Below are 12,689 nucleotides of genomic sequence, written 5' to 3'. Positions count from 1 at the left end.
TCCATCCTCATTCCCGCATACGCGCGGGGGACGTGCATCCCTCATGGCACGAGGCGTAAAAATTATGCGCATGGGGCGAGGGGTCCGGCAAGTCCATGCGTAAATCCCCCTGATACCCCCTGTCCCACCCATCTGTTGGAGATGCCGATATGACCCGCCTGTTCCTGACCGCCGCCGCCGCTTTCGCGCTGGCCCTGCCGGGCGTTGCGAGCGCGCACAGCAAGCTGTTGTCGTCCACCCCTGCCGCCAATGCGACCGTGGCCAAGCCGACCAAGCTGGTGCTTACTTTTTCCGAGACTTTCCTGGCGCCGATGAGCGGCGCTGAGCTGGTGATGACCGGGATGCCCGGCATGAGCGACCATCCCGCCATGCCAATCAAGGGTTTCAAGACCGCGATCGAGGGCAAGACCATGACGCTGACCTTTCCCCGCGCCCTGCCCGCCGGCAGCTATGACCTGAAATGGCATATCGTGGGCGCGGACCAACATAAGATGGAAGGCGGCTACAGCTTCAAGGTCAAGTAATGATCGAAGGGGCTTTGATCGGCGCGCGGTTTGCGCTGATGATCGACCTTGCCCTGCTCATGGGACTGCCGCTGTTCTGGTGGGTGATGGGCATGGCGGGGGACCGGCGTGTGTTAGTGGCGCTGGCGCTGGGGGGCATAGCGCTGTCCGCGCTGTGGCTGATGGCGAGCGTCGCCGCGATGACCGGCACGCCGATCACGGCCCCGGATTGGGTCAGCGCGCAGATTTTGTTGACCATGATGCCGATCGGCCCGGTGCTGACGGTGCGTGGTGGCGCGCTGTTGCTGGCGCTGGTTTTTACGGGCTTGAACCGCCCGCGACTGACGTTAGTAGCCGCTGCCGTCGCGGCGGCGACGCTGGCCTGGACCGGCCATGCGGGGGCGACCGAGGATATCGCCGGGACTGTCCATCGCGTCGCCGATATCGCCCACATCTGGGCGGCGGCGGGGTGGATCGGCGCGCTGGTGGTGTTGTGCCATGCCGTGCTGACGCTGCGGCCGACGGCGGCGGCGATACGGCGCGTGGCCACGATGCTATCGCGCTTCGCCCTGATGGGGACGCTGATCGTCGGCACGTTGCTGGTCAGTGGAGCGATCAATGGCGCGATGATCGTGGGGCTGGCGCAATTGCCGGAGCTGGCGGGGAGCCTTTATGGCTGGCTGCTGGGCGCCAAGCTGGCGCTGTTTGGGGCGATGCTGGCGCTGGCGGGACTGAACCGCTGGCGCCTGACGCCGATGCTGGAGAGCGGGACCCCGCAACGTGCGATCGCGCATCTGCGGCTGTCGCTGCTGGTGGAAACAAGCGCGGCTGTAGCCATTATCGGGCTGGTGGGCTGGCTGGGGACGCTCGATCCGATGGGGTGAATATAGAATAGCGTGTTCCCGCCTGCGCGGGAACACTGATGTTTAGCGAACGCCGCGAGGCGTTTCAGGCCGGGCGGTAGATGCAATAGACTTTCTTCACATGGACCTGGCTGTCCCAGCTGCAACTGGCGCCCTGTTCCACCAGAAAGATGTCCTCCTTGGCGAACGTGCCTTCGGTTCCGGCTGCGTCGATGAAGGTGACGCCTCCGTCGAGCAGATACATGAGTTCATAATGGCGATAGGCCATGGCGCGCCGATAATAGGGTGTCGAATCCCAGGTGCCGACCATGAGTTCGCCATCCGACGACTTGTAATCGCCATGGTTGCGGCATTGCGGCGTCGGGCCAACCAGCAGTTCGGCCAAAGGCGCACCTGAAGGTTCGAGCGGGGCGTCGGTGTCGACCGGGATGATCGCGCCGTCGCCGGCCGGACCGCCGCGGCGGCGCATGAACAGCAGGCGGGTGTCGGCTTGCGCAGACCAGGTGAAGGCCGCGCCGTCGCGCAGGAGCATGCTGGCGCCTTCGGCCAGAGCGATGCTGGCGCCGCTCTGTTCGATGCGCAACGCGCCAGATTCCACGATGATAAATTCTTCGGCGGGCAGCAGCGTTACTTCGCCCGCCCCCTGCGGCAGCGCGATGAGGCCGACGCTGATCGGCCCGTCCGCCAGCGGCAGGTCTGCGCGCGCGGTCAGGAAGGGATCGGCCGACGGCGTGGCGGGACGCGCATCGGCCGCCCAGGCGCGCAGGTCGATGAAGGAACGGGTGCGGGTTTGGGTTGCGGTGCTGGTCATGCCGACCCTCCTTGGAGAGAATGGAAGGGAGCAGGATATCCGGTGCGCGCGGCACTATGCGCCAAGAGCGCAAGGCCTGGCCGTGCGCTCTGCCGTTTGCCGCAGGTCAGGCCGCTACAACTGCCGCAGCGCGCGCGCCGGGCGGACCGACATGAGCGGGATGGCCCCGGCAAGACCGATGCCCAAAGTCAGCAGCGCGCCGCCGCCCAGCGTCGCCAGCACCACTGCCCAGTCGGGCGACCAGGTGAAGTCGAAGATGCGCACGATGACGAACCAGGCGGCGGTCGTGCCGAGCGCCAGCGCGACGAGCGCCAGCATGGATGCGAGCAGGCCATATTCAAGCGCCTGGCCGCCCAATATCTGCCAGCGGGTCGCGCCCAGCGTCTTCAGGATGACGCTGTCATAGCTGCGCGCCTGGCGCGAGGCGGCGATCGCGCCGACCAGCACGGCGATGCCCGCGAGGATCGCCACCGAGGCAGCGGCAACGATCGCGCGCGACATCTGAGTCATGATCGTGCCGACCTGATCGATGACGTCGCCGACCGCGATCACTGATATGCCGGGGAAGGCCGACAGCAGCGCGCGGGTCATGCCGCCGTCGCGGCCGGGGTCCATGGTGATGGTCGCGGTCATGCTATGGGGTGCTGCGGCCAGCGCGTTGGGCGAAAAAACCAATATATAGTTGAAGCCCATCGTGTCCCAGTTGACCTTGCGCAGCGACGCGATGCGCGCTGTGATCTCACGCCCCAATATGCTGACGGTCAGCGTGTCACCGATGCCGATATTCATGACCTTCGCCGCTTCCTCATCAAGCGAGACGAGCGGCGGGCCGGCATAGTCGCGCGGCCACCATTGACCGGCGGTCAGATCGCTGCCCTGCGGCAGGACGGCGCTGTAGGTGACGCCGCGTTCGCCGCGCAGAAACCAGGCGCCTTCGGGTAGTTCCTTGAGGTCGGCGACGCGCTGAGCGCCATAGGCGACGATCGTGCCGCGCAGCGACGGGACGATGTTAAGCTCCGCTTCGGGCGCTTGGCGCATCGCGATGGTGCGGAAGCAGCCGACCTGCGCCGAGGGGATGTCGAGGACGAACTGGTTGGGCGCTTTTTCCGGCACGACGTTGCGGATTTCGCTGTCGAGGCTGGTCTGGATACCCGCCAGCGTCACAAACAGGGTGAGCGCGAGGCCGAGCGCGACGATGAGCGCGGCGGTCTGCGCGCCGGGGCGATGGAGATTGGCGACGGCGAGGCGGAGCAGCGGACGACGCGGGCGCGGAGCGATGAGGGCGAGGCGGCGGACGGCCCAGCCGAGGCCGAGCAGCAGCAGCAGGACGGCGGCCGTCGCGCCGAGCACGGCGGCGGAGAAGAGCGGTTCGCGCGCGGTCAGCAGCGCCAAGGCGACCAGCAGCGCGCCCGCTCCGGCCATGGCGGCCAGGCTGCGCCGGTCGGTACCGCTACCGCTTTCCACCGCGCCGCGGAAGATAGCGGCGGCCGGCTGGGTGCGGGCGCGGCCGAGCGGCGGGAAGGTGAAGAGGAAGGCGATCAGCAGACCATAGGCGGCGCTGGTCAATAGCGGCAGCGGGTGGAGCCGGAAGCCGGGGCTGACCGGCAGGACGTCGCCCGCCAGCGCGACGATCAGCGGCGGCAAGAGCGCGCCGACGATCAGGCCCGTCACGATGCCGAGCAGGGCGACCGCGCCGACCTGCATCCGGTAGATGCGGCCGATGTCGGTCGCGGTCGCGCCCAGCACCTTCAAGGTGGCGATGCCGCCGCGCTTGGCCGCGAGATAGGAGGCGACGCCGTTGCTGACGCCGATGCCGGCGATGACCAGCGCGGCGAGGCCGATCAGCGACAGGAACTGCCCCATTCGATCGATGAAGCGATTGGCGCCGGGCGCGGCGCGATCCCGGTCCTTGAGGGTCCAGCCGTCGGCATCGTGCGCCTTTTCCATGTCGGCGCGCACGGTCGCGGCGTCGAAACGGGGGGCGAGGCGGATGCGATATTTGGCGGAATAGAGGCTGCCCGGCTGGATCAGGCCGGTTCGGCGCAGGCCGTCGAGCGAAACGATGGCGACCGGACCAAGAGTGAAGCCTTCGCCCAAGCGATCGGGTTCGTCGGCGATGATGGCCGCGACGGTGAATCTGGCGACGCCGTAGCGCAGCCGGTCGCCGGGGCGGACGTCGAGCCGCTCCGCCAAGGCATCGCCGATCAGGATATGGTCGGGGTCGAGCGGGCGATAAGCGCCCTGCCGCAGCGCAAGCGTGCCATAAAGCGGATAGACGGCATCGACGCCCTTCAATTCGGTCAGCACGGCAGGCGGGGCATCCCCCCTGCCCTGCCCTTCATGCTGAGCCATAGCGCGCAGGCGGATGGTTTCGCTGAGCGTGCCGAGTTGGCGAAAGGCTTCCTTGTCGCCCAGCCGCGCTTCGCGCTGGGTCATGGCGATTTCGATGTCGCCGCCCAGCAAGTTGCGGCCCCGATCGCTGAGTTCCTGCGTGATCGCGGCGGTCAGGCTGCCGATCGCGGCGAGCGTGGCGACGCCCAGGAACAGGCAGAGGAACAGCAGCCGCAGCCCGCGAAAGCCCAGATGCAGGTCGCGCCGGGCGATGCGCCAGCTTGCGCCCCAACCGATGGCGTTCATGCGGCGCGGTCCGAGACGACGAGGCCGTCGCGCATTTCCACGATCCGGCCGCAGCGTTCGGCCAGTGCCGGATCATGAGTGATGATGACCAGGGTCGCGCCCGCCGCCCGCCGCCGTTCGAACAACAGGTCCATGATGGTGGCGCCGGTCGTGACGTCGAGATTGCCGGTCGGTTCGTCGGCGAAGATCAGGGTGGGGCGCGGCGCGACGGCGCGGGCGATGGCGACGCGCTGCTGCTCGCCGCCCGATAATTGGGCGGGATAATGGTCGAGCCGATGGCCCAGGCCCACGGCGCGCAGTTCGTCGGCCGCGCGATCGAAGGCATCGGCATGGCCCGCCAGTTCGAGCGGCACGGCGACATTTTCATGCGCGGTCATGGTGGGGAGCAGGTGGAAGCTTTGCAAAATAATGCCGATGCGGCCACGCCGGGCGCGGGCCAAAGCGTCCTCGTCCAGCGCGCCGAAATCGACGCCGCCCACGCTGACGCTGCCGCCGCTGGCGCGCTCCAGGCCCGACAGCACCGCCATCAGCGAACTTTTGCCCGATCCAGATGCGCCCAGGATGGCCAGACTTTCGCCGCGCAATATGGTGAGGTCGACGCCCTTGAGGATCGCCACCGGCGCGTCGCGCGTTCCCAGCGAAAGGGTGACATCCTGCGCGCGGATCGCGATAGTGGTGGGATCGATGGGCAAATGCATGGAAAAGGAGCGCTCCTTGGCGGGCAGGTGGATGCAATATGGGGCGTTGGCGCTGATTGTCCAACTGGCGGTGGCTTGTTCGGATAAAGCAGCGGCGCCAGCGCCGGTCGGGCATGAGCAGCAGGCCGTTGACGCGGCGATAGTGGCGACGCCGGCAGCCGACGAGCGGCTTGTGGTGGCGTTCGGCGACAGCCTTTATGCCGGCTATAATCTGGACCAGAACAAGGGGCTGGCCCCGGTGCTGGAAGCGGCGCTCAAGGCGCGCGGCGTGAAGGCGCGGGTGGTCAATGCCGGGGTATCGGGCGATACGACTGCTGCGGGGCTGGCGAGATTGACGTTTACACTGGACGGATTACCGCGCAAGCCCGACCTGATGCTGGTGGGGCTGGGCGGCAACGATATGCTGCGCGGGCTTGCTCCCGCCGAGACGCGGACCAATCTGAACGCGATCCTGGCGGAACTGAAGAAGCGCGGCATCCCGGTGCTGCTGACGGGCATGATGGCGTCGCCCAATATGGGGCCGGACTATGCCGCAGCATTCAACCCCATTTTCCCCGATCTGGCGCGCACATATGATGCGACGCTTTATCCCTTCATGCTGGACGGGGTGATCGGCGACCGGGCGCTGCAACTGCCCGACGGCATCCACCCCAATGACAAGGGCGTGACCGTCATCGTCGGCAAGCTGGCGCCGGTGGTTGCCGAGGCATTGCCATCTTGACGGCGCGGATCCGGGTCGGCCTGATCGGCTATGGCATGGCGGGGCGCGTCTTTCATGCGCCGCTGATCCGCGCCGCGCCGGGACTGGAACTGGCGGCGATCGTCACCAGCCGGGCCGAGGCGGTCGACGCGCTCGACCCGGCGATCCCCTGCGTGGCGCTCACCGCCGATCTCCTGGCCGACCCGGCCATACAAGCGGTGGTGGTTGCGACACCGAGTGCGACACATGCAGCGATTGCGGCGGATGCGCTGCGGGCGGGCAAGCATGTGGTGGTGGACAAGCCCTTCGCCCTGTCGCTGGACGAGGCAAAGGCGCTGGCAGCGCTGGCCCGGAACAGCGGACGGCGATTGGCGGTGTTCCACAATCGCCGGTTCGACAGCGATTTTCTCAGCATCCGGGCCGCGATAGAGGAAGGCGCAATCGGTCAGGTGACGCATTTCGAGTCGCATTTCGACCGGTTTCGGCCGGAAGTGCGCGACCGCTGGCGCGAAGACGGGTCGGCCGGATCGGGCGTGTGGTTCGACCTGGGGCCGCATCTGGTCGATCAGGCGCTGGCGCTGTTCGGGCGGCCGCTGGCGGTGAGCGCCGATATCGTCGCGCTGCGCCCCGGATCGGGCGCGGACGATTGGGCGCATGTGGTGCTGCGCTATGAAAGGATGCGCGTCGTGTTGCACGCTAGCCTGAATGCGCCGGATGATGGCGGCGGCGGGAGTCCGCGCTTCGCCGTGCATGGTGATAAAGGATCGCTGATCAAACGGCGAATTGATCCGCAGGAGGCGCAGTTGATCGGCGGGATGCGGCCGGGCGATGCCGGGTGGGGCGTCGATTCCGATCCGGTCGCAGTATATGACGGCGCTGGCGGGATGACGTTGCGTCCGGCGACGAGGGGATGCCAGGAACAATTTTATCGGCAGATGGCCGATACATGGACACGCGGCAGCGTCGCGCCGATTTTGCTGGACGAAGCGGTGGCGGTGCAGGAAGTCATCGAGGCGGCGCTACTGTCGGCGCGCAAGGACCGGGTCGTGGCGATGCCGCTGCCTTGAACGATGGGAGAAAGAAATGGCTTTGCCTTTGCGCGCCTTGCTGTTGGCCGCTGCCCTGACCGCGCCCGTCGCCAGCGCGCGGTCGGACACGGCGCCGGTCATCACCATCGCGGACGGCGCGCTGCGCGGGGTCAATGAAGAGGACGTCGTCGCCTTCAAGGGCATTCCCTTCGCCGCGCCGCCGGTGGGCGATCTGCGGTGGCGCGCGCCGCAGCCAGTGACGCCCTGGCAAGGCGTGCGCGACGCCAGCCTGTACGGCCATGACTGTATGCAACTCCCCTTCCCCAGCGATGCCGCGCCGCTCGGCACGCCGCCGGCGGAGGATTGTCTTTATATGAATGTATGGAAACCGCAGCGGCGGATAGCCAAGCTGCCTGTGATGGTGTGGATCTATGGCGGCGGCTTCGTCAATGGCGGTTCGTCGCCGCCGACCTATGCGGGGGTGGCGCTGGCGCGGCAGGGCATCATGGTGGTCAGCTTCAATTATCGGCTGGGGCGCTTTGGCACTTTTGCGCATCCCGCACTGACCAAAGCGGATGCGGACGAGGGGCGGCTGGCCAATTATGGCTATATGGACCAGATCGCGGCGCTGCGCTGGGTGCAGGACAATATCGCGGCATTCGGCGGCGACCCGACCAACGTCACCATCATCGGCGAAAGCGCGGGCGGCATGTCGATCCATGCGTTGCTGACCTCGCCAATGGCTCAGGGGCTGTTCCACAAAGCGGTGATCCAGTCCGGCGGACCGATGCCGATGGGCGACGCTACGCTGGCGGCCGCCGAGGCGATCGGCGCGGCGTTCGGGCGAAAGAAGGGGATAGCGCCAGACGATCCCCAGGCGCTGGCGCAATTGCGGGCGTTGCCCGCTGACGCCGTGGTCGATGGGCTGAACCTGGCCGCGCTGTTTGCGAGCGGCCCGCGCACCCATAGCAGCCCGATCGCCGACGGCCGCGTCGCGGTGGGCAGTCTGGACGCCTATCGGGCGGGACGTTTCGCCAAGGCGCCGGTGATGATCGGCGCGACGAGCGACGATATTGGCGGGCCGGCCGGGCCGATGGTGACAGGCGCCCGCACGATGGCGCAGCTATTCGCGCGGGCGCGCGTGCCGACCTATCATTATCGCTTTTCCTATGTCGCACAGGCGCTGCGGAACGGGGAGACGAAGGGCGCGGGTCATGCCAGCGAAATCCCCTATTTCTTCGATACGGTCGCAGTGAAATATGGCGCCGCGACGACGGCCACGGATCGCGCGATCGCCCGGATCAGCAGCCGCTATCTGGTCAATTTCGTTCAGAAGGGCGATCCTAATGGCGGCGAGCTGCCAGGCTGGCGACGCTATGATCCCGCATCGCCAGAGATTATGGATATCGGTGTGGAGGACAGCGCCAAGGCGGTCCCCGATCGTTGAGATCGGCGCCATGATGCGACGTGCTATCACAACTGATCGATCGTGCTTTCGGAATCATCGTAGCGTGTTATCGCACGGTCATGAACGTGGGATCGGATTTTGGGCTTCATTGGCGACTCGCGTTATTTTGCGGGTTTTAAACCGGATTTTGATCGGTTAACCCCTCTAATCCCTCAATAAAATCCCTAAAGCCGCTTGGCCCCGCAGGCTATGCCGCGGTTAAAGGTTGAAGGGCTATCAACCAGGTCCAATCCCTTCCCGCTGTGCTTCACCTTCCGGTTGTCTTTTGACGCACCGCAGCAGATGAGGGACGCCTTCGTAGCGGCACTTATCCATCGGTTTGACTTTCGTTCGATATTGAGCGCATAAAATACCAACCAGTTTATCGTCATGATTCGGTTATGAGGGGCGCTATGTCGTTTACCGTCAACACGCTGCGCAACGTCACGACAGCATGTCAGCAAATGCGCGATCATATCAAGACGATCGTGTTCCGTCCCGACGCGCACAAGACGCTCGACATCACATTCGGCCCGACCATCGCGGCCGAATTGATCGGACGCACGCCGGAGGCTTTGGCCAAGGCGGAATCCAAGGGGCGCCTGCCCCAGCCCAAGCAACTGCCCAATGGCCGTCGCTATTATACGCTGGAAGATCTGACCCAGATTCGCGAAGCGTTGGGCATCCATGTCGGCAAGCAACCGGACGAGGATGCGGTCGTGCTGGCGGTGCAGAATTTCAAGGGCGGCGTCGGAAAAAGCACGATCACCAAGCATCTGGCCGATTATCTGGCGCTGCATGGCTATCGCGTGCTGGTGATCGATTGCGATCCGCAGGCGTCGACCACCACTATGTTCGACATCCAGCCCGAAACGCTGATCGACGACGACCAGACGCTTGGCGCGTTCCTGTCCCCGCGCAGCACCTTCAGCAATTTTGCCGAAACCATTCGTGACACGCCCTGGCCGACGATCAAGATCGTGCCGTCGAGCCTGGGTCTGCAAGACGCGGAATGGGATTTGACCTCTACCCTGCGCGAAGGCGGGCAGGCAGTGCGCGAAAGTTTGCAAGCGCTGCGTATCGGCATCGCCAGCGTGACCAAGGATTTCGACGTCATCCTGCTCGACCCGCCGCCAGCCATGGGTTTCCTGGGGCTCAACGTGATGGCCGCGGCGACGGGATTGCTGATCCCGGTGCCGGCGCGCCAACTGGATTATCTGTCGACCATCCATTTCATGGACACGATCGCGGACAATATCGAGATTCTCGAACAAAATGGCACGCCGGTCAATTATGGCTTCATCCGCGTCGTATGTTCGACCTTCTCGCCCAACAAGCCGGGCGAGAATGACATGTGGCGGATCATGCAGGCGACCTATGCCGGGCTGTTGCTGGGGCAACCCATATTGGCGTCCGAAGAAATCAAGAACGCAACGCAGGCGTTTCGATCCATCTATGAATCCAAGCCGTCGGCATCGCACCAAACCTATACGCGATGCCGCGACAATCTGGACGCGGTGTTCGGGGAAGTCGAGCAGCAGATCCGCCAACAATGGCCATCGACCAGCCTGACCGGCGTCGATGCTGGCGTGAGCGTGGCGGCATGAGCCGGCGGTCACTGATCAGCGAGGCGCTGGCCGCCGTCGCTAATGAACCGGCGCCTATCGCGCCCACAGAAGCGGAAGCGACGGCCACAGCCGGGCGCGTCAATTTCACCAATAAGCGCCTGGAAGCTTTTGGCGAAGCCGCGCGAATCGTGAAGCGACCGACCATCCGGTTAAAGCCGGCGGAATGTTCGATCTGGCCAGGCAATGCGCGCGACTATACGTTGCTGGACGAACATCGGCTGCGCAGCCTGATCGATTCGGTGTTGGCGGAAGGCGGCAATCGTATTCCCGCGGTGGTGCGGCGCACGCCCAATGGCCCCCTGCCCTATGAACTGGTGACAGGGACGCGGCGGCACTGGGCGATCAGCTGGCTCAACAGCAATCATTATCCCGACATTGACCTGATCGCAATCATCGAAGATCTAGACGATGAGGCGGCGTTCCGGCTGGCCGACATCGAGAATCGCGAGCGGGAGGATATTTCCGACCTAGAGCGGGGCGTCAATTATAAGGCGGCGGTCGATCGCTTCTATGGCGGCGTTCAGTTGCGGATGGCCGAGCGGTTGAAAATCTCCAAATCGCAATTGTCGCGCTATATCGCCCTGACCGAGATCCCCCCCTTCCTAGTCAGCGCCTTCCATTCACCGATGGATTTGCAAGCCAAATATGGCGAGCGGCTTCTGCCCTTACTGCGTGATCCGGCCAGCCGGACGAAGCTGGAGGCGGCGGCCGACCAGATCGCGTCGGAGCAGAGTTTCCGCCGGTCGGGCGACGAGCAGCCCATCGCGGGCGCCGAGGTGATGGGCCGATTGCTCAAGGCCGTCACCGTCAAGGGGCGCGTGCAGAAGGCGGCGATCGCGGTTGGCGATGGCAAAGCGATCGGCGAGGTGGTGAAAGACCAGCAGAAGATATTGATGCTGTCGCTTACACCGTCCGACCTGTCGACCGATGCGATATTGGAGGCATTGCGGCCGGTGATCGATGCAGCGCGAATTCGGAGCGCGAGACGACGTTGACAGGCGATCATGCGGGGATGAAAAGCTGAAAATAGCGGAATAACCCTTATATTTCAGTTTGTTATGCAAATTTCCCCTTGGGGGGACAGCGGGAACGGGATGATGCAGTGGGGAATGAAGGCGAACTTAAGACGGCGCTGAAGGAGCGCAAGGTCCAGTTCGAAATGTTCTTCACCCTGCCCGATTTCAGCGACATTTCGCTGCGCGACTACCAAGAGACGATGCAGCGCCCTTTTTTCAGCCTTTCAAAACGCAAGCGGGTGAAGCCCATTGAATATATCAGTCCCGACAGGTCGGTGACGGTCCATGTCTCCGCCAATCCGACATATGGCATGGCGACCATCTGGGATGCGGACATCATGATCTATCTGGCGTCGCACTTGAACGAACTGCGCGAGCGCGGGCTAAACGACCTGACTCCGGTCATTCGGCTCCAGCCTGGCGACCTGCTCAAGCGGATCTGCTGGGGCACCAGCGGCCGGGCCTATGAACGGTTGGTAAGCGCGCTCGACCGGTTACAGGCGACAACGATCAAGACCAACATTCGCGCCAGCGCCAAGAGCCGGGAGACAACCTTCTCCTGGATCGACAGCTATACGCATTTGGTGGACGAGAGGACGCAGCGATCTCTGGGCATGGAAATCACCCTGTCCAAATGGTTCTTCGACGGCGTGATGGACAAGCGCAATGTGCTCGCCATATCGCCGCTCTATTTCGAGATCACCAGCGGGCTGGGCAAATGGCTTTACCGCGCGTCGCGCAAACATGCTGGCGGCAATGGCGCGGACGGCTTCGTCATCGGATTCGAAACGCTGCATCAGAAAAGCGGCAGCGAAAGCAACTATCCAGTGTTCAAGCGCAAACTGCTCGACCTGGCCCGCACCAACGAGTTGCCGGACATCAGTCTGGAAGTCGTCAATCCCGATAGTCCAAAGCCCAAGATGCGCATGGTGATGCGCCGCCATATGGCCGAACGGGTCCGTGCCGGGCGCGCCGCCCCCCTCCCCTCCCCCACCGCTCAGGCGGCTCCCGATGACATCGACGCAATGATCGATCCGCGCCAGGCGATGAAGCTGATCGCGCAGGCAGCGGGCGGATTGCGCAGTCCGGGTGCGGACAAGAGCAAGGCGCGTCGTGCGCCGGTGGTCAGTGGCCGCGCCCGCGAGATGTTGGATGCCGACATTCATGCCGCAATTCGCAGCGATTTTCCGGGCTGGGATTATGATGAGTTGATGCGCCGATTCGACGCTTTCCTCGGCGCAAACCCGCATGAGCTGCCGCGTAACTATTCGAAGCGCTTTTATGGCTTCGTGAAGGAACACCACCGCCGCAACAAATATCGGCTGCGTCCCTGACAGCTATCGATCGACGTGTTTTCA

The 12,689-nt window shown here is 64.6% G+C and carries 11 protein-coding genes; 8 read left to right on the top strand and 3 right to left on the bottom strand.

The window, feature by feature from the left end; translation table 11 throughout:
- The first annotated feature begins 149 nt into the window (after nucleotides 1-149).
- Both copC and copD read left to right on the top strand, forming a co-directional pair.
- Nucleotides 150-524, top strand: coding sequence for a copper homeostasis periplasmic binding protein CopC (gene copC / locus sphantq_RS19915; protein WP_272800496.1), 375 nt, complete (start codon nucleotides 150-152; stop codon nucleotides 522-524).
- The gene (gene copD / locus sphantq_RS19910; RefSeq protein ID WP_272800495.1) at nucleotides 524-1,387 is read left to right on the top strand and encodes a copper homeostasis membrane protein CopD; all 864 of its coding nucleotides are present in this window, start codon (nucleotides 524-526) and stop codon (nucleotides 1,385-1,387) included. The genes copC and copD overlap by 1 nt, the downstream gene beginning before the upstream one ends.
- Before the next feature lie 64 nt (nucleotides 1,388-1,451).
- Here copD and sphantq_RS19905 read toward each other — a convergent pair whose 3' ends face one another.
- The 3 genes from sphantq_RS19905 to sphantq_RS19895 all read right to left on the bottom strand — a co-directional run bounded on the left by sphantq_RS19905 (nucleotide 1,452) and on the right by sphantq_RS19895 (nucleotide 5,512).
- The gene (locus sphantq_RS19905) at nucleotides 1,452-2,177 is read right to left on the bottom strand and encodes a cupin domain-containing protein (RefSeq protein ID WP_272800494.1); all 726 of its coding nucleotides are present in this window, start codon (nucleotides 2,175-2,177) and stop codon (nucleotides 1,452-1,454) included.
- Between the two features lie 114 nt (nucleotides 2,178-2,291).
- Nucleotides 2,292-4,814: an ABC transporter permease gene (locus sphantq_RS19900; protein WP_272800493.1), complete on the bottom strand. Its 2,523-nt coding sequence runs from the start codon at nucleotides 4,812-4,814 to the stop codon at nucleotides 2,292-2,294.
- A complete protein-coding gene (locus sphantq_RS19895; protein ID WP_272800492.1) occupies nucleotides 4,811-5,512 on the bottom strand; it encodes an ABC transporter ATP-binding protein in 702 nt (233 codons plus the stop codon). Before sphantq_RS19895 ends, sphantq_RS19900 begins: the two co-directional genes overlap by 4 nt.
- Between sphantq_RS19895 and sphantq_RS19890 the strand changes: the two genes are divergently transcribed.
- The 6 genes from sphantq_RS19890 to sphantq_RS19865 all read left to right on the top strand — a co-directional run bounded on the left by sphantq_RS19890 (nucleotide 5,511) and on the right by sphantq_RS19865 (nucleotide 12,665).
- On the top strand, nucleotides 5,511-6,233 hold the full coding sequence (locus sphantq_RS19890; RefSeq protein ID WP_272800491.1) for an arylesterase: 723 nt from the start codon (nucleotides 5,511-5,513) through the stop codon (nucleotides 6,231-6,233). The two genes, sphantq_RS19895 and sphantq_RS19890, sit on opposite strands and share 2 nt — an antisense overlap.
- Nucleotides 6,230-7,279: an oxidoreductase gene (locus sphantq_RS19885; protein WP_272800490.1), complete on the top strand. Its 1,050-nt coding sequence runs from the start codon at nucleotides 6,230-6,232 to the stop codon at nucleotides 7,277-7,279. The genes sphantq_RS19890 and sphantq_RS19885 overlap by 4 nt, the downstream gene beginning before the upstream one ends.
- A gap of 16 nt (nucleotides 7,280-7,295) precedes the next feature.
- Entirely contained in the window at nucleotides 7,296-8,687 is a 1,392-nt protein-coding gene (locus sphantq_RS19880) for a carboxylesterase/lipase family protein (RefSeq protein WP_272800489.1), read from the top strand.
- A 413-nt stretch (nucleotides 8,688-9,100) separates the two neighbouring features.
- On the top strand, nucleotides 9,101-10,294 hold the full coding sequence (locus tag sphantq_RS19875) for an AAA family ATPase (protein ID WP_272800488.1): 1,194 nt from the start codon (nucleotides 9,101-9,103) through the stop codon (nucleotides 10,292-10,294).
- Entirely contained in the window at nucleotides 10,291-11,310 is a 1,020-nt protein-coding gene (locus sphantq_RS19870) for a ParB/RepB/Spo0J family partition protein (RefSeq protein WP_272800487.1), read from the top strand. The genes sphantq_RS19875 and sphantq_RS19870 overlap by 4 nt, the downstream gene beginning before the upstream one ends.
- A gap of 107 nt (nucleotides 11,311-11,417) precedes the next feature.
- Nucleotides 11,418-12,665, top strand: a complete 1,248-nt coding sequence (locus sphantq_RS19865) for a replication initiator protein A (protein WP_244884553.1) — start codon at nucleotides 11,418-11,420, stop codon at nucleotides 12,663-12,665.
- Nucleotides 12,666-12,689 lie beyond the last annotated feature (24 nt).

Origin of the sequence: Sphingobium sp. AntQ-1, from assembly GCF_028538045.1 — a bacterium.
GTDB lineage: Bacteria > Pseudomonadota > Alphaproteobacteria > Sphingomonadales > Sphingomonadaceae > Sphingobium > Sphingobium cupriresistens.
This window is presented reverse-complemented; position numbering and strand designations above follow the sequence as displayed.